Genomic DNA, 25152 nt, shown 5'->3' with positions numbered 1-25152 from the left:
CAGCATGCGCACTGCGGCCCCCGGTGAACGCCGACCACCGCACCACAACTTCATCGACCAGCCCTACCCCGGCACTCACCGCCGCAGCAACGGCCGACGTGACCGAGCTGCTCCCGCTCACCCAGCAACAGCTCACCGGCGCGATTCGGCTAGCGGTCGGCTTCACCATGGCCTACGGCAGCCACCGATATGACCGACCACCGCAGACTTACCTCGCGCGACTGCGGCCCATGACCACACCCGAGCTGTACGCCGCGCTGGCTCGCGCGGCAAGCACCCCTTCCCTTCAAACGCAACGCATACGCAACCACGAGATCGCCGCCGCGCACGCCACGGCGATCAAGATCCGCACCATCGGCCCGAGCTCGCTCATCGTTCTCATCGACCTGCAGCAGGACGTCACCACCACGGCGGGCCGCCGCCAGCGCACTCAGCATCTCGCCGTCACCACCGTAAAGACCGGCCAAGACGGCTGGGCCGTCCACGACATCCAACCCGCCAACGCTGGCAATGCCGGAGACACCGATGCGAGCCCCGGTTAGCCGCAAGAGGGTCGGGCCGCGCGCCCTGAGCGGTGACACCGGAGCGGTCCAACTCTGGCTGGCCGTTGCTGCCGGAGCGCTCATGGTCCTGGTCGCGGTGTTCCTCGGCGCCGGAACCGGCAGCGACACCAGCCCGGCCGGATGCCTACCTCAGCCCGGCACCTCAGATGAAGCCGAAGGCACCATCCCCGCCAACTACCTGGCCCTTTATCGGAAGGTCGGCAACGAGTCCGGTATCCCTTGGACGATCCTGGCTGGCATCGGCAAGGTCGAATCCGACCACGGACGTGACCTGCGGCCCGGCTCTGGAGTGCGCTCCGGCGCCAACTTGGCCGGAGCCGCCGGGCCCATGCAGATCGGTATCGGTGGTAAGGCCACCGACAACTGGGGCGGACCACCTCGCCAGCGTTGGCAGGACCGCGAACGAGACGGAGGATTCGCCATCGACGGCAACGGCGACGGCTGGGCCAACGTCTACGACCCCTCCGACGCCATCCCCGCGGCAGCCAACATGCTCAAAGCCTACGGCGCCCCCACCAACATCCCCAACGCCCTGCTGCGCTACAACGGCTCCACCGAATACATCGGCAAAGTGCTGAACTGGGCCCGCCGCTACGCCCACGACAGCGTCCAAACGATCACTGCGGCCAACAACGTCTCCTGCCAGCCCGGCGGTGTCCCCGCCCAGCCCGCCAGCGGCACAGCCGCCAAGGTGATCACCTACGCCCGCGCGCAGCTCGGCAAACCTTACATCTGGGGAGCCGACGGTCCTGACGCCTACGACTGCTCCGGGCTGACCATGATGGCCTACCGCGCCGCCGGCATCAGCATCCCCCGCACCACCTTCGACCAATGGCGCCACGGCACCCACATCCGCCGGGGCAACCAGCAACCCGGAGACCTGGTCTTCTTCAACTCCGGCCCGGGCAGCAGCCCCAGCAATCCCGGACACGTCGGCATCGTCCTCAACGCCCACCAAATGATCAACGCCCGGTGCACCACGTGCCGTCCCGGCATCGCCGTCGACTCCTACGGCCGGCGCGCCGACCTGGTCGGCTTCGTTCGGCCTACCCAACGGTGAGAAGCGCTCGCCAGTAAACATCGGCGTTCATAGCCACCACGGAGCCCATTCCAACCTGAGTGTGCAGGTCACGGGTTCGTCGCGGGCGACGGATGTGGGCGGTGAATGAGTGAAGCTCCTGCTAGATGAGGTTGTCGACCAAGATCAACCTTGTCCGCACAGGAGCTTCATGTGCTGTTCTACCGTGCCGCGCTGGATCTGTCGCGTCCGACCCTGACCTTCGTTACCGGGCTGGTCCGCGATCACCGGGACCGGATCGGGTCGCGATGGCGAGCGCTGAACCCCGAGCGCCAGGCCCTCCTGGTCCTGGTGCACCTGCGCCGCAACGACACCTTCGCCCGCCTGGCCGCAGCGTTCGGGATCGGCGCGGCGACCGCGCACCGCTACGTCACCGAGGTCATCGCGCTGCTGGCCGACCAGGCCCCCGATCTACGCGAGGCGATGCGGATCGCCCAGCGCAAGGCGTTCGTGATCCTGGACGGCACCCTCGCCCCGATCGACCGCCTGTCCGGCCCTAACGACCGGCTGTACCACAGCGGCAAGCACCACCGGCACGGGGTGAACATCCAGTTCCTCACCGACCCCAACGGCGAGCTGATCTGGGCTTCCCCGGCGCTGCCCGGCTCGACGCACGATCTGACCGCCGCCCGCACCCACGGCATCATCCACGCCCTCACCAGCCGCGCGATCGCCTGCTACGCCGACAAGGCCTACGTTGGAGCCGGCGGCGCGGTCGGCACCCCCTACAAGCGCAAGAAGCGCCGCAAGCTCGGCAAACGCAAGAAGCTGTTCAACCGCTACCACGCCAAGGTCCGCGCGCTCGGCGAACAGGGCGCCGCGACCCTCAAGCGCTGGCACATCCTGCGGAAGGCCCGCTGCTCACCCAGCCGCCTGACCGCCATCGTCCAAGCCATCCTCACTCTTCACCACCAAGCCGAATGAGGTTGGAATCAGCTCACGGATGCAGCATCTTGTGACTGCCCGCTTTGCGGTAGACCGTGCACGCCGTGACGAGCCAGGGGGACGGGGCTGGCCTCCGGCAATCCCCGCAGCTGTGTGGCCGAAGCCTCCGAAAACCCAAGAACTGATTCTGGCTTGGCCGAGTAATGTTATCTTCTAAAGAACTTCCCAAGGCCTGCGCGAGGGCTCGATCAGCCCAAGCCGGCCGCTCTCGCCGTGCTGGGCGTGAGATAGGCCTCCCAAGCCTGAGAAAAAGCCGACCGGGACAGCCTAGGCATTTACCGTCCTATCAATGCAGGCACTTTCTCGCGCACGTGGCTCGCGGCTTACCTGGAGGCAGCCCGCCAGTTCAGGCCGAGCCATCAGCAACGCGCCCAGATGCAATCGGCGCAGAGAACAGGAGCTCGGCCACCATTCGTGTGCCCTCCCGCTGTATTCACCAAACGAACCTAGGAACCTGCAGCGCCCCCTATTAGGGAACCCAATAGCCCGCCCACTTAGGATCAGGCGGGAGAACTGGCACATTTGACCAGCTTAGGACGTCCCAGCACACCTCTATGAAACCGCGACTGGCTAGTCAGAAGGACTAACCAGAGGCGGAGGTGGCTTGGTTGAGGCGGGACGGGGGTTCGATGAAAGCCAATGGAGTGTCTCTTTGTTGGCATGAGAGGGAAGGTCCTGTTGGCTTTATTCTTTGATATAGCCCTAGAATGGACCCTGGGCTGATCAATCCTTCGAGAATGATCAATGTGTGGCGCGCACGGCTCCGCAAAATGCCTGGTCACACGGCCGTCAATGGCCTCGAAATAGCGACTCCGGACATATTGCATTCCCGGACAATGGGAGGTTTAATAGTAGGTAGCAGAACACAAGAGTGACGCGCAAGCGTCACGAAACGATCGGAGTCGGATCGTGTCGAACTGGATTCCGGGAAGGGCAATCCCGATCAACGTTCCGGGTGGTGATCTCACCCCAGAGGACATGTCCCGAGTGACCCCCGATGATTGGGCGGACGTGCGCACGCTGGCACGCGGCTACTGCCGCGCGGTCGACGGAACGCGGTCACGTAAGCGCATGGACGGAAGCGCAACCGTCACGCGAAGCGGGCACGGCGTCTACGGCACCGATGACGTCTCGGACGACGTCACGCAAGATGCCGTTCTGATGTTCGCCTCACGTCTGCGGGACGTGCTGAAGTCCTGCCCTACCGCTTCGCTGTGGGTCGACTCCCGCGAAGTGGCAGCGTGGCAGTACCGCCGTAAGGACGGACAGACCACGATCATCACGCGCAAGACTCTTCTGCGCTGGGCAGTCCGGGACGCTGCGGCGCGCAACGGGTACCGGCTGGACGTTCCGCCAGACGAGATCACCGAAACCCCCGGCGCTCAGCGCATGCGCGGAGTCCCGCACGCTGAGAACGTGACGGCACTCGCAACGGCGAACGGCGTCTCACAGCTCAGCGAAGCGATCATGCGCAAAGCATGGGGTGACGGTAGCGAGTTCCCGACGCTGGCAAAGATCATTTTCCTGGCTAGCGAAGCGGACGATCTGAAGCGTGCGGGCATTCTCTCTACCGTCGCGCAAGCCGAACACGGCGGAGCCTACGGCTCACGCTGGAACGTCCGTCGCACGCGGGACAAGGGACGTCGGGAGTGGGAGACGCTTTCCGAGCGTCTTGACGACGCGCGCGACGAAATGGTGCACAAGAGCATGCGCCCGAGCGAAACGACTAGTCACGCGGAGCAGGCAGAGTAAAGGAGGGCAGTAGGGAGGGACCCCTAGGGGTCCCTCCCTACTGGCCTGGGTGGCCCCGAGCATGATCAATTACGAGTGAATCACGAATGCCGAACGGACGGTCATGATCAGTGCGTCACTGAGACGTACGACGTGATCCGTGACGATCGGCTGATCACCGGAGAGATCACCTATTGGCGTCACCTTTATGTTTGACGCCAGGTGATCAAATTCCGTACGCGGGCGGGTACCCTACGCGCGATGCGGCAACCGAAAGCCTGTAACGGGCTCTCCGCGCGATACCAGACTCCCTAGGGAATGCCCTAAGGGGTCACAACTGCTCTGAGAGCCTGCCACCGGTCCGACCGTTGTTCCATACCCTGACTGGCCAGTCTGCGCACATAGACGCGCACGCACCAAACGGCGGAATCTAGACCGTAGCCGTTCCGGCTCATCCGGCAAAAGAATCTTGAAGAGTGCCGACGGTTCGGCCGTTCCGGCGCCCGTATTAGAGTGAGAGCGGATTTCACGCACAGCGCGGACAACGCGCTGACTGTGCACCGCTCACGGTATCGTCCGCGCGTATCGCGCGCGGCACGTCCCCGTTGTGCACGCACACGGGAGAACGGAATACGAGGTACCGGAGAAAGCCGTTCTCCGGGCGAACACAGGATCTTGAATGTCGCCGACGGTTCGGCCATTTCGGTGCCCGTATTCAAGTGAGAGCCCGAAACGGGGGCGGCGCATTTCGCCCGTGCCATGGCGCGTGCGGGATCGTCGCCGCTGGATCTCGGGCTCGCTGTGGCTCTGGCCCCCGCTCGGGGAGGGATGCGTCCCGGTCTCCCCAGCGGCACAGCACCTTTTGTGGGACGCCCACCACTGTTCCCGGCCGCGCGGTCCGGTGGGCCAGGGATCGCGCGCTGGGAGCGTGGTTGGACAACCCGTCTGCCTGATCGCCGGCACTGGACGAGCAGACCGTCCAGGCCGGCGGACGGGCGGCGGCAGCGCAGCTCCTGGACGGCCATTCCGACACGCCACCTGGTTGTGGCCTGGGCATCGGGCCTGGGCCCCGCCGTTCAGGAGGCTGAAGTGAGTGTGCAGCAGGCGCTCGCGAACATGGTCAAGGACGACCTTAAGGCCAAGACCTTCTCCAGCGGGTCCAAGGGCTTCCACGCCACCGGCAAGATCACCGTGGACGGTGACCGGTACCAGGCGCAGGCCCAGGCCGTGCTGATCGGCTCGAAGGCCGACCCGAAGGTCAAGGTCCACGCCAAGCGGGACGAGGCGGTCTCCGTGCTGGCGGCCATCGCCGAGAACCTGGCGCCCAAGACGTTCTCCTCGGGCCGGACCGGCTACTACGCCACCGGCAAGGCCGAGATCGGCGGGCAGCGCTACCAGGTCCAAGCCCAGGCCGTGCGGCTCTGACCCCAGGTTGCGGGGCTGGGATGTCGCGTGTCTCCCGGCCCTGCCCCGTCCCACTGGAGGATCGCCATGTCCGCACCACGCGTCGGTAAGGACCGGTCGCCGTGGCGGGTGTACACCCGCAACCCGGCCACCGGTGTACTCGTCCACGACGGGCTGATCTACCGGGGCGAACGCTGCGCCCAGCGAGAAGCCCGTAAGATCAACCGCGTGCTGGGCCTGCCCGCAGAAGCGCGGCCGGTCGACTGAACCCCATAGACACCCCGCCGGGGTGACCGTGCCCGGTCACCCGGGCTGGGGTTGGCTCATCCGCCCGGTGAGAGGCGGACGGGCTTACGGGCCGAGATTAGGGCCCCTCGGCCTCGACTGTGCTCGGCGAGTCTCGAACTTGGCTCCGTTCTAGGTGGCTTCCGGCACACCACCCGCGAACCTGCAGGCGGTGTGAGGTGCGGAGTTACGAGGCGGCGCGCAGTCTCCCGGCTAGTGGACGCGGCCAGTCCACGCCACCGGCTCCCGAGCACAACGCATCACGCGGCCAACGGCCTGCGTGAACGCCGACCTGCGAACAACCCCTCAGTTCCGCAAAGGAGGCGGTCCCGTTGCGGCCCCTGCTTCACCCTCACCTGCACCACGACGACCACCACCGCGCCCACCTGATCGCCCCGGTCGCCATCTTGCTGGCCGAACTGGCAATCATCCTGCACCTGCACATGGTTGCCCTGCACCTGGCCCTGGCGATTGGCGCGTTCGGCCGCGAGACCTACATCACCCTGCGCCACCGCCGGACGGACAGCCCCGTCCAGTAACCCAGCCCAGCCTCTCGCCCGGGGCCTCGTCCCCCCGGGCGGGAGTCCTCCCCTGCGATTTTGCGAGGTGATCGTGATGGGCAAGGTGTCCATCCGCTCCGGCGTTGGCGGCCCTGACGGCCCCCTGGCCCGCCTTCAGCCGTTCGATACTCACGGCGCCATGAGCGCCGTGCCCTACGCACCGTCCTCGACGGGACGGTTGCCGCTGCCCTGGGCGCGCCAGTACGACAGTGACGCTCGCGGGCCGGGGATCGTCTACACCGTCCGCTCCTATGCCACACCGATCGCCTGGGTGCGTGCCGACGGACGTACGGTCATCCCGCCGGTGTCCTACTCGGCCACCACGACCCGGCACCAGAACCTGTGCCGCGCATGGCTGGGCGCCGCCGCTACGGCATACGAAGGAGCGGCAGCGGCATGACCCAAATCATCAGCCCAGTACGGGCCGTGCGGCACTACCACGTGTACGACTCATCCCTCGGTTGCCTGCCCGAGTCTGATCCGTACGTCACCGATGAACCGAGCGACGCGGTGGAGACGCTGGCGAGTCGGTGACAGCCCCGATCAGATTCACACCGCCCTTCGCAAAGCGAAGATCACTGGTAGCGCGGCAGCCGGTACGACTGCCCCCTGGCCCGGTACGTCGCCGACCATGCGCGCAAGCGGGTGCCGTCGGCCCAGGTGAGGGTCCGTGTCTACGAGGGTGCAGTCGTCGTGGAGATCGAGGAATCCGACACCGGCGGGTACCGCGAGGTCGGCGTGGAGCAGTCTGAGGCCGTGAAGCGGTTCGTGCAGGCGTTCGACGGCGGCTACTACCTCGACCTGGTCGACCGGGCAGCCGCCTGACGCCGACAGCTATTCCCGAAGGTTCCGGCTCATGCGCCCGCGCGGGCGCGGTACGAGCCGGTCTGATCGTCCCGCAGGTCCCTGGCGAGGGGGTGGGGACCTGCGGGACCCGGCCGATCGGTGCACCAACGCTCAGCTCTGCCCGCGCCGCCGACCTGGACGAAAGGGGGTTCTTGCATGCCCATCAACAATGCGATCACCGATCGGTGGCTGGCGCAGGTGCTGAGCAAGCTGGGAAACACTCACTCAGCCGTCGCTGCCAGGCTGCGCGCGGCGCAGGTCACCGGCCGCCCGGGAGACCCGTGCGCGTGCCCCATCGCGCGCTACGTCCTGGCCCGGGTCCGTGAGCACGTGCCGTCCGGCCCGGTGCTGGTCACCGTCACCGACAAGGTGTTCGTCGACATCGATACGCCAAGCGGTGACGGCTACCGGTCGGTCAGCGCGACCGTTCCGGAGCCGGTCACCGAATTCATCACGGCCTTCGACTACGACGATCACGAACCGCCGCGCCTCTACAGCGACCTGATCGAGCACGCCTTCGCATGAACTCCCGCGCTGGTGCGCTCGCACAGGCGGACGCTTCCTGAGCCCGCAACGTCGGGTCCTACGCCGGGCCACTGCTGCCGCAAGCCCCCGAACCCACTCTTTCCGATCCGGTCCCGCAGGTCCCGACAGGGGGGACGGGGCCTGCGGGACCTCCCATCTGCGGGAGGGATTCCATGACCACGATCGAGGTGAGCATCGACGTCCACCGCCTCGACGATGTGACCTTCACGGTGGACACCGGCGAGTTCCTGGAGGCGATCGGGCCGGTCGACCGCAAGGTCGAGGACGCGCTGAACGAGGCGCTGGACGCCTACGTCGACGAGCACGCCTACTACCAGTCCGAACGGTGGTACAGCCTGCTCCACGAGCGCGATTCGCAGAAGGTGCTGCGCTACGCGCTGGCGACCGCGCTGGGCATCGATGCCGATGAGGTGTCCACCGATTACTCGTTCTGCACCTGCAACTTTGAGAACCACCTGGCCGAAGACTTCGGCGGCACCCTGTGGGATGTCGCCGACGGACGTCGGTTCCTGACCGTCGAATCCGGTGCGCGCGGGTTCATGAACACCGCCGTCGAGGTGCGCGCGATCACGTGCGAGGAACCGGCCTACGCCATCACGGTCAACTCCACCGAGGTCGATATCGGCTGCACCGCCTGCGACTTCACCCTGGACACCGGACACGACCGCATCCCCTGGACCGACCTGACCCGCGCCGACCATGACGGATGGGCGCGCGACGGGCTGTTCTGCCCGCGCTGCCAAGCCCCGATGACCGCCGAGGTGCGGATCTAACCCGGCCTTCCTGGCCGAGCGGGCGCACTCCCTCGGTGGAGTGCCCCCGTGGGGACGGAACTCGAAGAGGCGAAAGCCGCTGTCGGGAACGTGGTCCTGGGCGGATGCCCTGAAGGTGGGGTTCAACTCCCTCCGTCCCTACGCAACGCGCTTGCCGCACGCAGGAAAGACGGAATCCGTGAACGAGTACACCGTGACGCTGAACGTCACTGAGGAGCCGTCGGGCTAATGCGTGCAGATACATCACCCGGTCGAGAGCGCCGCGTGCGCCTGTGAGGCAGAACGGGTCGCCGCCCGGCGGTTCCGGGACGCGATGACCGCCCGCCAGGCCCGCAACTGCGCGCGCCACCGTCGCCATGACCGTGCCCGGCATCAACCGCTGGTTCTGGTGAAGCTGACCAACCGGCCCCCTTGCTGGCACGGGCCGACCGCACACCCCAGGACAGGAGGTGACCTGTTGATGATCGAACTACCGCACAGCGGCCTGAGCGTGCCGCATACCGACCTGCATGTCGTCAGCCTTCGTGAGGCCATGCACTCCTACGGCGTTTCCTTCACCGCCGTACTGGCTGTGGGACAGCGAGTCGTCGGCGCCGCAGAGAACGACGGTCGCGGCGGTCCAACGATCTTCCAGCCCGGAGCAGGCAACGTCTTCACGTGGCGGGACATGGAAGCCTTCGCCGCGCAGTGCCGACACGGCGGCGAACCGGTGGACGTCGGTGGGGTGCTGGACTGCCTCGTCGATGAGTACGACCTCGCCCGGCGCCTCGCCACCGCGGCAGAGCTGGGGCGGACCCTGATCCGCGCGGTCGTCATGGACCGCTTCCCGGTGAACGTGGTTGAGGTCGACCCGCCGGCAACAGATGCCCAGCGCGCTGCCCTGATCGCCCATCTAGCCGACGTGCCCGTGCCCGACGGTGCCCGCTGGGAGATCTGGGACGGCCACCGCTGGTCCCCCCTGACCAGCCAGACACCGTGACCGATCAGGCCTGCTGGCCCCTTGTTCGGCCACAGCCCGCGGGACGTCGGGCGCATCCATGCCCCGGCGAGCGTCCAGGAGACGCCGCTATCGATCGCCAACAGACAAACGGAGGGACCCGATGAGCGATCGCGAAGTGTTTCAGTTTCTGGCCTTCCGGTGGGACATCACCAAGGCCCAGCAGATCGCAGCCGACCTGCCGGTCCACCGGTTCGACCCACGGCCGTGGTTCGGCTGGCTCGCCGCGATCGCCCTGGACGAGGACCACATCCCCGCCGTGGATCTGGATCGCCCGCTCATCGCGGTGCGGCTCCGCGAGGCCGACGGCTCAGCAATGATCATCGACGGGTGGCATCGCGTCGCCCGCGCTCAGCGCGACGGAGTCACGGAGCTGCCGATCGTGGTCCTGGATGAAGACCAGGAATACCAGGTTCGGATCTTCGGCGGCGACAAGGTCCCTTGCTCGCCGTGAATCGCCCTGGTCCGGACGCGAGCGTGACGGCCAAGGCCGCGCTGCACTGCCACCCACAAGGGCTCGGTGTCACGTCGTGGATGTCTGTATCCCATCTCGACCTGAGGGGCGGTCCCGCACTGCCCGCATCGTCACCGGCTGCCCGGACGAGGTCCGCGAATAGGCCGAGACCCAAAGCCACACGCCTGCTGGCCCTTCTCATGCCCACCGGCACGGCTCGCCGCCAGGGCGAATCGGAGCCGGTGACCGCTCACCAGGTGTGGACATGGCGGGGCGGGAGATCGCGCTGACGGGAGGCGACTCCTCCCGTCGCGCCGACTCTGCGAATGACCAGCCATGGACCGTTTTCGGTCCCAAGCTCCGGAGGGAGTGCCAATGTCTTCAACCACGACCTATCGCGCACAGCGGGCCCTGACCGGTGACGAGCTGACCGCAATCAGGAAACAAACCGAGGCCGCCGGTAGTCCTGCGGAGATCGTCGCCACGGTGGTGCGCGCGGTGTTCACCGTATTGCTGGCGCCGCTGGGCGAGTCACTGGACGACTACAACCGCGACCGCCAGCTCATCCCCGGCCAGTTCGCCATCCCACAGACCCAATGGGAGGCGATCAGCGACGCGGCGCTGAACCGGGCCGACACCTTCGCCGCCCGTGCCCTGCTGGCGTTGGAGCTGATCGACGTAATGCCGTGCACCTATCCGGACCCGGACGCGCCCGTCCCACCGGTAGAGCGGGTCGATCAGCGCCCGTATGAGCATGTGCTAACCGTCGCGCGGGAGGCCACCGACGTCATCGCCGCCGCCAGCGCGCACTGTGACCGGCTCGGCGCCGCTTTCGGCGTCGGCTCGCCGGAATACCGAGAGGCGGTCACGTCCTGGCAGCACGGCCTGTCCCGGCTGTTCGCAATGGGCTTGGGTGCCCGGACCTACGTCACCCGCGACGGTGAGCTGTCGCTGCTGGTGCGCTGCGAGCCCGGGTTCGTCTACGGCATCGTCTTCCACCCGGTGCAGCGCCGGTGCACCCGGGACGGGTGCCGCGCGGTGATCAACGACGACGGTCACGCCTGGACCTACCTGCGCGACGACCCGAAATGCCCTGACGGCGACCACACACCGTCCTACCCGCTGGACGCGCCCCACCCGGGCATCTGGCAATTCCATTCCTGACCGCGCGTCCACACGTCCGGCCCAGCGGCGCGAATAACCCGCCCTGCGCCGCACCGGCTGACTGCTAACGCCCCGAGGGCTGGGCCCACGGGGGCGTGCTTGTTCCCCCGGGGTGCCGCTGCCCGCACACGGGCCGCCCACGCAACCCGCCCGCCCCTTGCTGGGCTGCCCACGCTGGGTCAGCGGCGCCCCGGGCCGTTCCCGCAGAAAGGGGAGAGTCCCGCATGTCCAAAGAGACCTTGCAATGGCTGAACCAGAACACGCTGATCGGGTTCACCGACAAGCGCGGCACGGCCTGGCACTACCGGGCCGACCTGCAAGGCGCCGAACCCAACCACTACTCGGGCGCCATCCCGACCGGTGACGTCAGCCGTCGGCTGTTTCATTGGGAACCGGTCGAGCAGCCGATCTACGTCCCCTCCTCGGGGATGGAGTGGACACCGAATGGGCATGTCCCGATCCCCGGCACGGTGGAAGCGGTGACCGACACCGGCGTGCTCAAGCTGGCCCCACTCCATGACCGCAAGGCCATCCAGCGCTCCGACACCGGCCACACCATGGGGATCTTCACCGATTCCTACCAGCCGCACGAATACAACGAGTGGCTGATCAACACCATCGCCACGCTGCTGGACGACGACCTGTCGATCGGGTCCGCCGGGCTGCTCAAGAACGGCGCGGTCGCGTGGGTGTCGGTCGAGGTCCCCGACAACGTCACCACCCCCGAAGGCGTGGAGTTCCGCCCCCACCTGTTCGGCGCCACGTCGTTCGACGGGTCGCTGGCCACCACCTTCAAGCGGGCCGTGACCAGCATCGTGTGCGACAACACCATGGCCGCGGGGCTGGGCGAGGCCGGCCAGCAGATCAAGATCAAGCACTCGCGGCACTCCAAGCTGCGCATCGGCGAGGCCCGCGAGGCACTCAACATCATCTACCAGGTCGCCGACGACTTCGCCGCCGAGGTCACCACGCTCTGCCGCACCAGCGTCAGCGACACCGAGTGGAACGCGTTCCTGGACGCCCATGTGCCGATGCCCGACGAGCCGGGCCGCTCGCGCACCATGGCCGAGAACAAGCGCGACACCCTCGCCCGGCTGTGGAACCACGACAAGCGCGTCGCGCCCTGGAAGGGCACCGCCTGGGGCGTAGTCCAAGCGGTCAACACCTACACCCACCACGAGCAGACCGTCCGCGGCGCCGTACGCGCCGAGCGCAACATGCTCCGCGCCGTCACCGGCGGCGTCGACGAGCTGGACCACACCACCCTGCACACCCTGGCCACCGTGCAGAACAACCCGGCGCTCCTGGCGGCCTAGCTCCTCGGCCAGCGCGGGTCTCGGTGGGGCGCGTGCCTGACAGGCGCGGCGCCCCACCGATCCGAAGCCGCGTAACAACGCAAGCGCCGTGATGTGAAGGAATATGCGCTACGAAGTACGCGGCGGCAAATCAACGCTTTGATGGCACATATACACCCATTTCGATTAACTGTGCGGTGGCGTCTCAGCGACATGTCGATCAACCGTATACAGCCGATTGGAGAGAGCAGTGAGGAGTGACGTCATGAGCGATTGGGCCAAGGCATATGTGACGATCGATGGTCACGATGTCTTTCCCGCCCAAGTGGCGACCTGGACGTCATGGAACGGCGCCGCCTGCCCGCGCTTCACCCGACAGGTCGTCGAACGAGTCGTCGAAGCCGTCACCAAAACCAAGCAGCGAGCGCCCTACGAGGACGCCGAGGAGTTGTTCTGGGACGGTGACGTGATCATCTGTCGGGTCCCGGGAACCGAAGGCCAGGAAGGGTACGAGCCCGAACGGATCGAACCCGACCACGACGGCATGTACGCGATCGGGTGGAAGGCATGGACCTGGTCCGAGGTGTGGTGCCACGGCGACACCCACTCCGGTGAGCCCGATGACCTGGCCACACCAGTGGCGATCCTCACCTGGGTTGAGCTCGACCAGAGCAGGCCCGACGCACAGCCCGCCCTAACGGACGCAGCGTTCTGCGCTCCCTGCCTGGAGCGGGCGCGGGCCGCCCATCCGAAGGCCACCGTCACCTCCCTGCCCCCGCTGTAACCCGCGCAAGGCACCGCCCGCATGGAGGCGGTGGCGAGCCGAGCCGGGCGTCGCCAAGGCAGACCACATAAGACCGAGATCGCGGCCCCCTCCGGAGCATGTGGCCCGCATAAAGGCGCAGCCGGTGACGCTCTGCATCGCTGCCAGGAGTTATCGCTCCAGAAAAGGGGGAAATCGTGAATGTCACCGTGACGGTCGAGGTTTTCCATAACGTATCGAAGGATGCAGCGGGGAGACATCTGGGTTTCGACGGCTACCAGCAAGGCCATCCCGTGGTGAAGGTGTTCGAATTTCCAATGGAAGCCAACGAAGCCACTGAGCCGGTTCGCTTCGCTGAGACAGCGTTCCAGATCGGCAACGAGCTCCACGAACTGAGCGCGGACTATTACCGCCGCCGCCTTCGGTCGCTCAGCGTCGGAGACCTGGTCAAGATCGGGCTGCTGTGCTTGTCGTGCGAACCGGCTGGCTGGCAGCCCATCACCGATCACCACCCTAACGACCTCACCGCCACCCACGAGGGCGAACACGGCACTCAACCGTGGAGATCCTGATCGCGTCGTAACCCAGGTCGGTCTGCGCGGCCACAAACGGCAACGTACGACAGGAGGAAGGCGCTAATGACCTCCGGCTGGCCTGCGGCATCGGGATGGCAGTCCACTAACGGCGACACCATTAAGCACCTCGTCGCCTGACAATGGCAGGCCGGACAGCTGATCTGCGTGTCATGCATGCCGATCGGCACCGGGCTGGAACTGTCGGATCGGTTCCCCGAATGGGCTGACGCGATCGGTGAGGTCTACCCCTGGACCATCCCCGACGGCACTGCCGAAGGACGACTAATCTGCGACTTGTGCGGCCAACCGATCATCGCCCAAATCGCCTAGCTGACGACGGGGACCCCGGCCCACTACCGCACCTCACAGAGGTTGGAAGACGCCGAGTCTTCCAACCACGACGGGGGAAGCCGACCGTGCTAAAGGGGCACCGACTCACGCTAGCTGGAAGGTGCGGCGCTCTGCGTGAATGCGGTCGCGCTCCTGAGATGACAGACCCAACCAATTCGCGCCGCGCGGGATTCCGGTGCGGAGCCTTTTGTGTACTCGGGGGAGGACAGCGTGCTGACATCGGTGCACTTGATGGCCGGTGGTGGAGGTGATCTGGCCGGGTTCGCGCTGGCCGGTTACGACACGCTGGCGGCGGTCAACCATCTCCAGGCCGCAGTGCAAACAGTTCTGCTCAACCGGCCGGTGAACGGCATTGTCGAGGACGTCTCACGGCTGGACATGCTGAGCCTGCCGGGCGCCGATGTGCTGGTCGCCAGCCCGATCTGCACTGAGGCGGCGCCTGCCGGCGGCAACGCCGTCCGCCAGCAGCGCCAGCAGCCGTGGGCGGCGACGCGGGCGACAGCGTGGTGCCTGATCCGCTACGCCGAGATCCACCGTCCGGCCGTGATCGTCGGAGAGAACGTCCTGCGGTTCGCGCGCTGGGACCTGTTCGAGCCGTGGCTGAAGGTGTTCGAGGCGATGAACTACACCGCCCGGATCGTCCCGGTCAACGCCGCGCACATCTCCTCGCCCGGCAACCCGGCCGCCCCACAAGTGCGCGAACGCCTGGTGTTCGTGCTGGCCCGGCGCGGTATCGAGGTCGACCTGGAGGTGCGCCCCGCAGCGAGGTGCCGCGTGTGCGGGCCCGTTCAGGGCGTGCGGTGCTGGAAACCAACCGCGACCAGGATCGCTGGCCACCTGATCGGCGACTACGACCCCGGCACCGGCAGGCACGGCGCCTACTACTACCTCTGCCCGGCCGGGCATGGCCGGGTCGAACCGGCCACGACCGCGATGGCACCGGGGATCGACTGGTCGCTGCCGATGCGGCTGGTCGCCGACGGGCACCGGCGCGGACCGTATGCTCCCGCCACCCGAGCCCGGATCCGGCACGGCCTGACCCGCTGGGACGGTCGCCCCTTCGTGGCGATCCTGCGGCGGCACAAACTGTCGGAACCGCTGGACGGCCCGGTCGCCACGATCACCGCCGCGGGCACCCACCACATGCTGGTCCAGCCCGGCGACGACAGGACCATCGATGGCTGCCGGGTGCGGATGTTCACCACCCCGGAAAAGGCATACGCCCAACGGTTCCCTGACAGCTGGAAGTTCGTCACCCGGTTTCCCAAGGCCGACCGGGACAAAGTCCCCCACGGTGCCACGCCAGGTGGGCTACTCACTGGCAACGCCGTCCCCTCGAACATCGCCGAATGGGCGGGCGGGCGCATCAAATACGCTCTCACCGCTTGACCGCCCAATCCGGCTCCTGCGATATGTGAAAGGAGGCCACTGTGCGGACGATCACGCTCGGAGAAAACGACGACCAGCCTAGCGCTTTCGTTTCTGACTTGACCGCTGGCGACAGCTACGCGCCCTGGTACATGGATGGTCCCGGCGCTTGGCAAGAACTGCTGGAAGACCCTGTCCAGCACGGCGACGAGATCTATCTCTACCACGTCTCCGATGATGGAGCCTCTCCCGCCATCTTCGACGCATCCACGCTGGTGCGCGTCCGGTGAATGCCGCAAGAGCTCGCGGCTCGACGGCTCGGTCACCAAGGCGGTTCATAGCCAGGCGAAGGGCTGAAAGCCGGGCGCCGGGCACGCACTTCAGCCACCCGGTATCGCTCCGTGAATCGAGTGGTTTCCGGCGTGGCTCCTCCTGACCGCCTGAACGACATCGTTGACCCGCTGGAGGCGATCAATCATGTTTCTGTCGACGTTGCGAACGAGTCTTCGAGCGACCTTGAGTCCGCTGCTACGGATGGTCTGGGATGGCGAACGCTTGGCCGGTTGGCGCTGCCGTGCGGCAGTGTGTCTGGCGGGCGCTCACCTGGACCATGTCACCGCTGGGCAGACCGCCGTCGCGGTGTGCGGCTGCGGCGAACCGGTCGCCGAATACTTCGGGGACTGGTTCCACGTCCTCAACCCCGAGCTGCGCGGCACCGATGACCACTGGGCCAAGCCGACGCCCGGGACGGTGGTCCGGTACCGGCACTGGCGGCCCCTGGACACGCTGGACCCGCCATGAGCCACGAGCAATGGCCGGGCGTGGATGAGGCCGTGGCGGCACTGCGCGAGGCGTTCGGAACTGCCTACGTCGAGCACACCGGTGGCGGCTGCTTCTCCATCTACGTCCCGATCGAAGGGATGGGCGTTCTGTCGGTCGGGGACATGCACGGACCGCTGGGCGACAGCAACCACGGCTGGGGCGTTGAACTGATCGACCCCGACGGCGACTACGCAGGGCCGGTCTGCAATGTGCCAGACCGCAGCGTCCCCAAGCTCGTTGAGGCGCTGCGCGCGTTCCTGCGCGACGGCACCCGCACTGGGCTGACCCACCACGACCTGGTGTGCATGCGTCGGGACCAGCATCACGCCGACACCGGGCATTTCGTCAACCCAGCACACGCGGGCGATCCCGAATGCATTGAATGCCAGGAAATCCACCAAGGATTCCAGGCCGACGAACAATGAGGCAGGGCGGCGCAACATTTTCACGAAGGCGAGCCTCATGGGGCTCCGGCCTGGCGGTTTAGTGCCCCGGGATGCCCGCTCCTGCACCCGAGATACTGGGAGGAGTGTCGATGATCCATAAGAGTCACATCACCGAGGACTCGCCGCGGGCAGTCCGGGAAATGCTCAAGACACTCGCCCGGCTGGCGGGCGAGCGCGAGGACGACGTGGTCCGTTCGGCAACCATGCTCCAGAAAACGGAAACCAACCACCAGCAACGGCCGATGGCCGATACGCGAATGCGGCCGGAGGACGAGGCCCGCATCGCGCGGTCCAAGGCCGACACCGCGCGGCATCTGCTGATCGAGGCTTGGGTTGCCGCCGGGTACGACGACGAGGGCCGGCGATGGATCTCCCGCACCGAGGCCGAGCGATTCGCCGACGCAATGATCCAGATCGCACTGGCCGAACGCTGCGTCCCCAGCTTGAGCCTGGAATTGGAGGATGTCTTCACCGGCAGGATCGAGGTGACCTGACATGCCGCGAGAGCCCGATCGGGTCGGCTGCCGTCACCCGGGTTGTGCGGGCGCGATCGAGGCATGGGCGCCCTTGTGGCTCAGTTTGCACGCCGACGGAACCTGGTCGGTCTACGGAGTCGGCGACGAAGCAGCTGAGATCATCTGCGACGAGCACGGCCACAACAACCTCACCACGGTCCTGCACAAGAGCCTGAGCGCGTTCCTGGACGAATTGCTGCCCAACGGCACCTGGCAAGGCGCACGCCCCGCGCCGGGAGACACCCCGGAACTGTGAAACCCACCACCGCGCAAGCGAGGGCATGACGCCAACCGACAGCGCATCCCTGACGGCCGATGCGCGGGCCCGAGCAAGGACCACGTTTCAGGCTACCCCGCGCGGTACCTCACGCTGCGCCGCCGTCGTGGTCACGCAACTCCTCATATTCCAGGCCCGGCTATGCGAAAGCGAGATGAATCTTAAAGGGCAAGGAGAACCGCCGATGCAGCCATACACCATCAACGTGTCCGGTTCAGAGCGCCACGACGGCGAGAAGCCCTACACCTACGTACTGAACACCGAAAGCCTTCCCGAGGCAAAAGCAGCGGCATGGCTGTATCACCTCTGGTTTGCCCAGTCGGAGCAGGGATTGGTGGCCTTCGACGGAACGATCCTGAACCAGCCGAACTGGTGGGACGCCCACGGACGAAACGCCGACGTGGTGGTCATCGACTGCCCTGAATTCCCCTGCCACCCGGGGATCCCCCCGCAGTGCACGGATCGCTGCCACCGCGACGCGATTGTGGAACCGACATCGTGTCGCTGCCCATTCGCGTGGCACTGGATTTACCGCACGCCACAAACCTGCCTACCGGTCGGCGCGATCGACCGGCTGAAGGAACTCGGCTACGACCTCCCCACATCACCGCCAGAAGAGACCACTTGGTGAAACCAGCTAATCCTTTCAAGCGAAACTACCCCTCATCGCCGTAGACAGGCCGGGTGATCCGGACCTCGCTTTTGCGACGGCCTCGCCTAAGCGACTGGAGATCCATATGGAGGTGTCGTGCAGATCGCGTCAGAACAGGAGTTCCCCATGATCACCGAACAGTTCCTGCCGCTGGACATCGAGTGTCTGATCAAGACCGCCGTCGAACTGTGGGAACAGATTGATGTTGGCGACCTGTCCGAACGCCAACAGCAAGTTCTCAACCGTGCCCGCCACGCCATGTACGCCGAGTACGCAGGCGAGGAGCCGGGCGCCCCGATGACGACAGCTATCCCCGGGCCAAGCCCGCAGCGGGCGTGGGTGCTACGCCGCTGGGAACGCCACAGTGACGAGGTGACGCTCTGGGCCGACGAGGACTCCGCCCTGCGGGCCCTGTCCGAGCACGCCCGGTCGAGCTGGGACAGCATCGCCGACCGGGACGATGTTCCCAACCAACCGCCCACCGATAACCGCCAAGCCGTCGACCTGTACTACAGCCCCGAGCAGGAGCGCGGCGAGGAGGGCTACACCCTGTACACCGACGAAATTCGCACGAGCGCCCCGCCTGGCGGCACCAGCCTCGTGACGGCGCACGGCTACCAATTCCCCAACACAGAAGACTGCGAGCGGGCCAACCGCGCCGCTGCCTTCCACCCCATGCGCGACGAGGACACTCTGCCGTGCATCGAGGTCGCAGGCATTCAGGTCTACACCTACCTCGACCCCACAACGCGAACAGTTCGAGTCTCCATCCACCTCGACACCACTGACGCCGCCCTCCTACGGCCCGACGAGACGGTACCGCTGCGCGTGATGTGCGGGGACGAGGTCCTCTTCGACGACGACCGACCCCTCAGAGGCACCGCCGCCGCAAACTATGGTCGCCACCGGTTGACACCTGAGTGAACAATTCGCGCATTCCCTTCAGCTAGCCGCATTTGGCGTCGCCAATTCTAGGCATGGAAGATCCCCCCGTCCGACTACAACAGGGGGGAGCTCCATGGACGACCGAGGCCGATCGGACCACGATCTGACCAGTACGGACAGCGCCAGCCCAATTCACGTCGTTGGCGAGCAGCAACAGCTCTCGTTGCCAGGCACGCTATGGCCGGCGGGCTGTGACCGTGGTCAAAGCGATCCTTTGTTCTTCGCACCGGTCACCAAGCAGCAGGCCAACGAGCTCCTCGTGGCCTTCAGTCACCCACTCGGCCCGTTCACCCGCCCCTTCGGCTATCAGGCGTGGGGTCTGGCGATCGACGGCCAGGCAGTCGCAGTCGCGGTGTCCGGCTCGACGGTCGGCGCGCGTGCCGCTGGTTTCGCGCGTCGCGAGGTCGTCGACCTCGCCCGGATCGCGCGCCACCCGCAGCATCCGGGAATCATGCGGGTCATGCTTCGGCTCTGGCGTGACTACCTGGCGCCCCGCTGGAACTACTGGCCCATCCGGGCCGCGGTCAGTTACGCATTGCCCGGCAAGACCGGGAACCTCTACCGATTTGACGGATGGCGCAAAGCCGGAGTGTGCAAGCCCTGGGCTGGCGGGGGCACCTGGAGTAACCCTTCCAGAGCGAATACGATGGCCGATGGGATTAAAACCGTGTTCGTCTACGAATACCCACCGTCTTGACCGAGGCTCAAGCGAAAGAGTTCGATCCTAGCCCTGGCACCGCCACCCTCTGCGACGAATGTAGCGAGTGGATCAATGACGCCAACCCGGGAATGCTCAGCGTCGACCACGCATCGAGCTGCTCGCTGTACCCCGCGACGGTCCGCTGCAAGTTCTGTGGCGAACTCGCCGACAAGGCGACCGCTCACCTGCATGACGGCGGTTGGGTTGGCGGCGAGTGTTGCTGGGAAGCGCGGCTGCGCGGCAGCGAGTAGCGAGCCAGTGCGCCCAGCTCACCCCTGATCTCTGATTCCGTCGCCGCGCCAACGAATAGGGCTCCACCGCCGCATATCCTGCGTTAACGGTTGCTCGCTAATCAGTTCATGCACCATCTCGCGTCTTACGGCGACGATGAAAGCGTCCCTCCCAGGATGAAAGGAGTGCATTGGCATGCCCAGACCCTCGGTCGAATTGCGCTTCGACTTGGCCGCGGTCTTGCGGCTGGCTGAAGATGCCACTGCGGCCAATGAGCACACCACACGCTGGGAACCCGGTCCAGCCCTGAATCACCCGGGTTTCGAGGTCGATGCCGGACCTTGCCTGATCCTGGTCCGCGACGACGGCGTCTACCTAATGTCGACTGACAAGAACGCCCCGAGGGACGCCGAGGGCCGCGTCCCGCTCTGTTATGCCAGTGGTTTCGATCCCCGATGCGGAGACTGGTGGAGCCGGTGGAACCGCACCGGGCTGCCCGGCGACGACTTCGCTGAGTATCTGGAGCTGGTCGAATCAGGTCTGCTCGATGATCTGCGTGTAGCGGCCGAGCGCGGCTATCACTGGTTTGTCATCACTTTGGGCGAGGAGGTCCTCAGCCTTAAATTCGAGCGCGACTTCCCACCGAAGCCCAACAATCAGGCTTCCTTGGATGAGTAGTGAATCGAAATACCAAATGAGGCACGGGAGAGACCCTGTTGGACTTCTAACATTCTCCGCAAACCAGTCCGGCTCCAGAATCAGCTAAGAAGGTCCACTTCCACTCCAGGGGCTAGCGGGCCTGGAAAAGTCTCCGCATCTATACGCTGGCGCCAGATATACGGAGATTGAATAATCTTTTTCACCGGCCCAGGAAATGCCCGGCTTCGACTCTTTGGACTTTTAGGGGGATTGGTATGCCAATTGTCATCAAGCATACCCGTGACGACGGCACTTTGATCGAGGGATCCGAAAAGGGCGATGGTGTTTATGAGGTACTGCGCGACTTGCGGTGTGGATGGCGGTGGATGCGCTCGATCGGCAGGATCGGGTTGCAGCGTAGCCGGTTCAAGGCGGCCAAGCGGTATGAGATCGAGCAAGCCGCGCGGGCATTGCGGGCGGCGGGGCATGACGTCCAGGTCGACATCGATGACACGACGCTTCCCGCGACTGGCTTCGCCGAGCAGGAAGCCGAGCGCGTCCAACGCGCCGACCAGCGTGCAGACCGCTACGGCGACTATGCGGGTAAGGCGGCGGCGCGCAGCGAGGCGGCGTACGAGCGCTACCGCCAGTCCGCCGACAGTTGGCCCTTGGGGCAACCACTCATCTCAGACTCGGCGCGCGCCGCGCACCGCCGGATGATGGCCGCCCACGACGCCTCCATGGCTGAACAGGACAAGGTCCGGTATTGGGCGGGCCGACGCCGGGCCGCCCAAGCCCACCAGCGCCACCGGGAGGCTTTGCCGACCGTGCTGCGCCGGATCGAGCGGCTGGAGCAGCAGCGCCGGCGACTGGTGCGGCTGCTGGAGGGCGAGTACCGGTGGGTCCACGACGACAACGGCGGGCCCGCGCCCATGCGCCGCGACGGCGACATCTACCGCAAGGTCACCCCGGCCGATGCGGGCCGGTGGACCGCCGACCTCATCCAGCTCGACGGGGAGCTGGGCTACTGGCGCGACGTGGTCACCGACAGGCAGAAGGCGGGGCAGAAGGTCTGGAGCAAGGACGATTTTAGCGTGGGTGATTTCGTGAAACGGCATGGGACTTGGTTCGAGGTCATGCGGGTCAACAGCAAGTCGGTCACGGTGCCGTGGATGATCGGCGGAGTCACTCGCGGGATCTACACCGTAGCCGATGCCCGTCGGCAGTTCCCGCAGGACAAGAAGGTCAGCACAGACACGATCCCCTATAACAAGGTCGAGGGTCGCGCTTCGGCCCAGGAGGTCCGCGATGCAATGACGCGCGCCAATAGCGAGAAACGTCATTTCGATAGCGGAAATTAGCTCACAAAGGGCCGGGGATCAGGATCGCTACTGCCCGCGCTCTTTTGTGCTTATGCCCGTGGGTTCCCGCGAAGCTCCGGATATCTCGCAAATCCGCACGTGCGTTCTCCCGAGCGGAGAACCACTTATTTGGACGGGGCTTGATCCCGTCTAGCTGTCGTTGCTCGCCTCAACCCCCGACGAAAGGTTTGACGTGCCATGGGTATAGCCCGTACTCGCGCGATCGCGCTGGTGGGCATCGACGCCGTCGTGGTCGACGTCGAAGGGTCGATCACCGATGGGACGCCCGGCTTGCACCTGATCGGGCTCCCGGACACAGACCGTAACGAGATCCGCGATCGTGTTCGAGCCGCCATCATCAACTCCGACCAGCAGTTCCCTCACCGCCATATCGCGGTCAGCCTGTTCCCCGTCAGCTTGCCCAAACACGGAAGCGTCTTCGACCTGGCCATCGCCGTGGCCGTCCTGGCTGCCAGCGGCACCATCCCGGCCCAAGCGTGCGCGAGCATGGCGCTGATCGGGGAGCTGGGACTGGATGGGCAGGTGCGGCCTGTTCACGGCGTGCTACCCGCGGTCCTGGCAGCCGTCGACGCCGGAGTCAGCGTGGTGGTCGTCCCTCAGGCCAATGCCGCTGAAGCATCGCTGGTGCCCGGCATCGACGTGATCGGCATCACCTCGCTGGGCCTGCTGATCGCGCAGCTGCGCGGCATGCCACCGCCCGACAAAGGCGGCGACGATCCGCACGACAGCTACCACCCCACCGCCCACCCCGCGATCGGGCTGCCCGGCGATCTGGATCTAACACAGGTGCGAGGGCAAGCCGGTGGGCGCGAAGCGATCGAAGTGGCCGCCGCGGGCGGTCACCACCTCGCTCTGGTCGGCCCCGTCGGCACGGGTGCGGTCATGCTCGCCGAGCGGCTACCGGGCCTATTGCCCGACCTCGATCACGACACCGCACTGGAGGTGACCGCCCTCCACTCCCTCGCGGGCCTCCTCCCACCCGACAAGCCTCTGATCGTCCGGCCTCCATTCCGCGCGCCGCACCACACCGATCCGCGCGGCGCCGTCCTCGGCGCCAGGACCAGCCGCACCGTTCAACCCGGGGCGGTCGCCCTCGCCCACCGAGGAGTGCTCTTCCTGGACGCCGCGCCCGAATTCTCCGTCCAGACGCTGAAGTCGCTGGCCCGGCCGCTGGAGGACGGGACGGTCACCGTCAGCGGAGCCGAAGGGATCGTGACCTTTCCCGCGCGTCCGATCGCGGTGCTGGCCGCCCATCCGTGCCCGTGCGGCGCACCAGACTCGCAGGCGTGCACGTGCCCGCCCGGCATCCGCCAGCGCTACCTGGCCCGGCTGCCACGATCACTGCTGGACCGCGTCGGCATCAAGGTCCGGCTCACCCCGGCATCGCCGACCGAGCTTCGCCGTGATCTGGCCGCGGCCGAGTCCAGCGGACGCGTCGCCGACCGGGTCCAGGCCGCCCGTGACCGCGCCGCGCGTCGGCTGGCGGACACGCCGTGGCGCACCAACGCCGAGATCCCAGGCCCGGAACTGCGGCGCCGTTTCACCCCACCAGCGCAGGCGACCGCGATACTCGACGCCGCACTGACCGGCGGCCAACTGACTCCGCGCGGCCTCGACCAGGTGCTTCGCCTGGCCTGGACCCTCGCTGACCTCGCGGGCAGAACCGCGCCGAGCTCCGAGGACATCACCATCGCCGCGCGTTTGTGGGACGGCTTCAGCGAACCACCCAGCAGCTGACTCAAGCAGGCCGTTCCGTTTCTCCATCGCCTCGAAAGGGGGTGTTCACGCATGGGTGAAAGTGGTGTGACCGTCGGAAAATTCTTCGCGCGGTGTCGACTCGCCTACCGGGACGACACCAGCCAGATGCGGCTCTGCGACACGAAGTTCGACCTCCGGGCCGAGTTCGTTGAGCACATGGCGGACGTGCACGGGCGCACCCAACCCCGGACCCCGGGCCAGACCCCGAAAGCACGCACCTGGCGGCGCCCTCAACGGACTCGAAAGCTGTATGAACCCAAAGAATACGGAGTCGGCGCCTGGGTCACGTTCACCGAAAGCCGTGACGACAAGATCGTCCTACGGCGTGGACAGATATGGTCCCTGGGCCCTCCCCGCATCGGCAACAGCCGGTGGGTGGTACCCGACGACGACGGCGATGCGGTCGTGGTGAGGATCAACCAACGTCCGGTCCTCACCAGCCAAACCTTGCTGGACGTCGTCCCCGGGCACAACATGCACCGGCAGAACCTGCGGCGGGCCGAGAACCTGCGCCGATTCGGCCGGCTCTTCCCCGTCGTGGTCAGCAAGCACTGGGAGTACCTGTGGTTGACCGGTAAGACGCTGGTCGAGTCGTGGTGCTGGCACGTCGACCCGATGTGCCCGGACGCAGTCGGGAGAGCGGCGCCCTCTAAACAATTCCAGCCCTTCAACATCACTCAGGTCGTTCTGGAGTTGATCAGCGGCCGGATCAACGCTTCGACCTCGCGCTTTTGCCGCCGCTGTTTTTGGCTCGACGACACCAATGACACAGCGGCCTGACCACGCCGACCTGCCCTGGCGGTACTCAGGCGCAGCGCAGCTGACGCAATCGCTCAAGGAGCCCCGTAGAGCGCGGTGCGCCGCGACCTGCTACCCCGACGGCCCCCGCTTTATCAAGCTGAACCCCAAAACTGCCAGCAGCCATGCTGTGGGCCTGGTGTGCGACCTTGAGGAACTCGGCCGAAAGAATCAGCCAGGACGAGTCCGACTAGCTGTTCACGCTCGCCTTCACCCGTCGGGACGAGGGACTTACACGCAGCGCACTCGATTGCCAATTCTGTCGTCACCGCCCCTTTCCACTGAAAGC

The 25152-nt window shown here is 66.3% G+C and carries 32 protein-coding genes; all 32 read left to right on the top strand.

The window, feature by feature from the left end:
• The first annotated feature begins 98 nt into the window (after positions 1-98).
• The 32 genes from D0T12_RS31690 (at position 99) to D0T12_RS31555 (ending at position 24845) form a co-directional block, all read left to right on the top strand.
• Positions 99-542, top strand: a complete 444-nt coding sequence (locus D0T12_RS31690) for a hypothetical protein (RefSeq protein ID WP_117404354.1) — start codon at positions 99-101, stop codon at positions 540-542.
• Positions 526-1623: a C40 family peptidase gene (locus D0T12_RS31685; RefSeq protein WP_158581703.1), complete on the top strand. Its 1098-nt coding sequence runs from the start codon at positions 526-528 to the stop codon at positions 1621-1623. Before D0T12_RS31690 ends, D0T12_RS31685 begins: the two co-directional genes overlap by 17 nt.
• 171 nt (positions 1624-1794) lie before the next feature.
• Positions 1795-2565, top strand: coding sequence for a transposase family protein (locus D0T12_RS31680; RefSeq protein ID WP_117404350.1), 771 nt, complete (start codon positions 1795-1797; stop codon positions 2563-2565).
• Between the two features lie 930 nt (positions 2566-3495).
• Positions 3496-4338 carry a hypothetical protein gene (locus D0T12_RS31675; RefSeq protein WP_117404348.1) on the top strand — a complete coding sequence of 281 codons (843 nt, stop codon included), beginning with the start codon at positions 3496-3498 and terminating at the stop codon, positions 4336-4338.
• Positions 4339-5406: 1068 nt separating this feature from the next.
• A complete protein-coding gene (locus D0T12_RS31670; protein WP_147339716.1) occupies positions 5407-5742 on the top strand; it encodes a hypothetical protein in 336 nt (111 codons plus the stop codon).
• A gap of 66 nt (positions 5743-5808) precedes the next feature.
• The gene (locus D0T12_RS31665; RefSeq protein ID WP_117404344.1) at positions 5809-5988 is read left to right on the top strand and encodes a hypothetical protein; all 180 of its coding nucleotides are present in this window, start codon (positions 5809-5811) and stop codon (positions 5986-5988) included.
• Positions 5989-6338: 350 nt separating this feature from the next.
• On the top strand, positions 6339-6545 hold the full coding sequence (locus D0T12_RS31660) for a hypothetical protein (RefSeq protein WP_117404342.1): 207 nt from the start codon (positions 6339-6341) through the stop codon (positions 6543-6545).
• A 160-nt stretch (positions 6546-6705) separates the two neighbouring features.
• A complete protein-coding gene (locus D0T12_RS31655) occupies positions 6706-6966 on the top strand; it encodes a hypothetical protein (protein ID WP_147339715.1) in 261 nt (86 codons plus the stop codon).
• Positions 6963-7100: a hypothetical protein gene (locus tag D0T12_RS35670; RefSeq protein ID WP_158581702.1), complete on the top strand. Its 138-nt coding sequence runs from the start codon at positions 6963-6965 to the stop codon at positions 7098-7100. The genes D0T12_RS31655 and D0T12_RS35670 overlap by 4 nt, the downstream gene beginning before the upstream one ends.
• A 159-nt stretch (positions 7101-7259) precedes the next feature.
• Positions 7260-7391: a hypothetical protein gene (locus D0T12_RS37105; protein WP_267900429.1), complete on the top strand. Its 132-nt coding sequence runs from the start codon at positions 7260-7262 to the stop codon at positions 7389-7391.
• 177 nt (positions 7392-7568) lie between these two features.
• The gene (locus tag D0T12_RS31650) at positions 7569-7937 is read left to right on the top strand and encodes a hypothetical protein (protein WP_117404340.1); all 369 of its coding nucleotides are present in this window, start codon (positions 7569-7571) and stop codon (positions 7935-7937) included.
• 173 nt (positions 7938-8110) lie between these two features.
• The gene (locus D0T12_RS31645; protein ID WP_117404339.1) at positions 8111-8731 is read left to right on the top strand and encodes a hypothetical protein; all 621 of its coding nucleotides are present in this window, start codon (positions 8111-8113) and stop codon (positions 8729-8731) included.
• 460 nt (positions 8732-9191) lie between these two features.
• The gene (locus D0T12_RS31640; RefSeq protein ID WP_117404338.1) at positions 9192-9710 is read left to right on the top strand and encodes a hypothetical protein; all 519 of its coding nucleotides are present in this window, start codon (positions 9192-9194) and stop codon (positions 9708-9710) included.
• 121 nt (positions 9711-9831) lie between these two features.
• Positions 9832-10182 carry a ParB N-terminal domain-containing protein gene (locus D0T12_RS31635; RefSeq protein ID WP_158581701.1) on the top strand — a complete coding sequence of 117 codons (351 nt, stop codon included), beginning with the start codon at positions 9832-9834 and terminating at the stop codon, positions 10180-10182.
• Between the two features lie 375 nt (positions 10183-10557).
• Positions 10558-11346: a hypothetical protein gene (locus tag D0T12_RS31630; protein WP_147339714.1), complete on the top strand. Its 789-nt coding sequence runs from the start codon at positions 10558-10560 to the stop codon at positions 11344-11346.
• 224 nt (positions 11347-11570) lie between these two features.
• A complete protein-coding gene (locus tag D0T12_RS31625) occupies positions 11571-12662 on the top strand; it encodes a DUF932 domain-containing protein (RefSeq protein ID WP_117404335.1) in 1092 nt (363 codons plus the stop codon).
• 244 nt (positions 12663-12906) lie between these two features.
• The gene (locus D0T12_RS31620) at positions 12907-13425 is read left to right on the top strand and encodes a hypothetical protein (protein ID WP_147339713.1); all 519 of its coding nucleotides are present in this window, start codon (positions 12907-12909) and stop codon (positions 13423-13425) included.
• A 176-nt stretch (positions 13426-13601) separates the two neighbouring features.
• On the top strand, positions 13602-13976 hold the full coding sequence (locus D0T12_RS31615; protein WP_147339712.1) for a hypothetical protein: 375 nt from the start codon (positions 13602-13604) through the stop codon (positions 13974-13976).
• Between the two features lie 564 nt (positions 13977-14540).
• Positions 14541-15719 (top strand): DNA cytosine methyltransferase, encoded by a 1179-nt coding sequence (locus D0T12_RS31610; protein ID WP_147339711.1) that lies wholly within the window; start codon positions 14541-14543, stop codon positions 15717-15719.
• A 41-nt stretch (positions 15720-15760) separates the two neighbouring features.
• Positions 15761-15988: a hypothetical protein gene (locus D0T12_RS31605; RefSeq protein WP_117404327.1), complete on the top strand. Its 228-nt coding sequence runs from the start codon at positions 15761-15763 to the stop codon at positions 15986-15988.
• Between the two features lie 292 nt (positions 15989-16280).
• Positions 16281-16499: a hypothetical protein gene (locus tag D0T12_RS31600; RefSeq protein WP_117404325.1), complete on the top strand. Its 219-nt coding sequence runs from the start codon at positions 16281-16283 to the stop codon at positions 16497-16499.
• Positions 16496-16945 (top strand): hypothetical protein, encoded by a 450-nt coding sequence (locus tag D0T12_RS31595; protein ID WP_117404323.1) that lies wholly within the window; start codon positions 16496-16498, stop codon positions 16943-16945. Before D0T12_RS31600 ends, D0T12_RS31595 begins: the two co-directional genes overlap by 4 nt.
• 110 nt (positions 16946-17055) lie before the next feature.
• Complete coding sequence (locus D0T12_RS31590; RefSeq protein WP_117404321.1) at positions 17056-17460, top strand: hypothetical protein; 405 nt, start codon at positions 17056-17058, stop codon at positions 17458-17460.
• A gap of 1 nt (position 17461) precedes the next feature.
• Positions 17462-17737 (top strand): hypothetical protein, encoded by a 276-nt coding sequence (locus D0T12_RS31585; protein WP_147339710.1) that lies wholly within the window; start codon positions 17462-17464, stop codon positions 17735-17737.
• A 205-nt stretch (positions 17738-17942) separates the two neighbouring features.
• Positions 17943-18389, top strand: a complete 447-nt coding sequence (locus D0T12_RS35100; RefSeq protein ID WP_147339709.1) for a hypothetical protein — start codon at positions 17943-17945, stop codon at positions 18387-18389.
• 147 nt (positions 18390-18536) lie between these two features.
• Positions 18537-19334 (top strand): hypothetical protein, encoded by a 798-nt coding sequence (locus tag D0T12_RS31580; protein WP_147339708.1) that lies wholly within the window; start codon positions 18537-18539, stop codon positions 19332-19334.
• A gap of 94 nt (positions 19335-19428) precedes the next feature.
• The gene (locus tag D0T12_RS31575) at positions 19429-20052 is read left to right on the top strand and encodes a hypothetical protein (RefSeq protein ID WP_147339707.1); all 624 of its coding nucleotides are present in this window, start codon (positions 19429-19431) and stop codon (positions 20050-20052) included.
• The gene (locus D0T12_RS35095; RefSeq protein WP_147339706.1) at positions 20049-20306 is read left to right on the top strand and encodes a hypothetical protein; all 258 of its coding nucleotides are present in this window, start codon (positions 20049-20051) and stop codon (positions 20304-20306) included. Before D0T12_RS31575 ends, D0T12_RS35095 begins: the two co-directional genes overlap by 4 nt.
• A gap of 175 nt (positions 20307-20481) precedes the next feature.
• Positions 20482-20964 (top strand): DUF3085 domain-containing protein, encoded by a 483-nt coding sequence (locus tag D0T12_RS31570; protein WP_117404313.1) that lies wholly within the window; start codon positions 20482-20484, stop codon positions 20962-20964.
• Positions 20965-21200: 236 nt separating this feature from the next.
• Positions 21201-22286 carry a DUF3560 domain-containing protein gene (locus D0T12_RS31565; RefSeq protein ID WP_117404312.1) on the top strand — a complete coding sequence of 362 codons (1086 nt, stop codon included), beginning with the start codon at positions 21201-21203 and terminating at the stop codon, positions 22284-22286.
• 198 nt (positions 22287-22484) lie between these two features.
• Positions 22485-24044, top strand: a complete 1560-nt coding sequence (locus D0T12_RS31560) for a YifB family Mg chelatase-like AAA ATPase (protein WP_117404311.1) — start codon at positions 22485-22487, stop codon at positions 24042-24044.
• A 66-nt stretch (positions 24045-24110) separates the two neighbouring features.
• Positions 24111-24845 (top strand): hypothetical protein, encoded by a 735-nt coding sequence (locus D0T12_RS31555; protein ID WP_117404310.1) that lies wholly within the window; start codon positions 24111-24113, stop codon positions 24843-24845.
• Positions 24846-25152: the final 307 nt, after the last annotated feature.

The sequence above is a fragment of the Actinomadura spongiicola genome (assembly GCF_003432485.1).
Taxonomy (GTDB): Bacteria; Actinomycetota; Actinomycetes; order Streptosporangiales; family Streptosporangiaceae; genus Spirillospora; species Spirillospora spongiicola.
The sequence above is the reverse complement of the archived record's forward strand: the minus strand, read 5'-3'. Positions and strand labels throughout refer to the sequence as shown.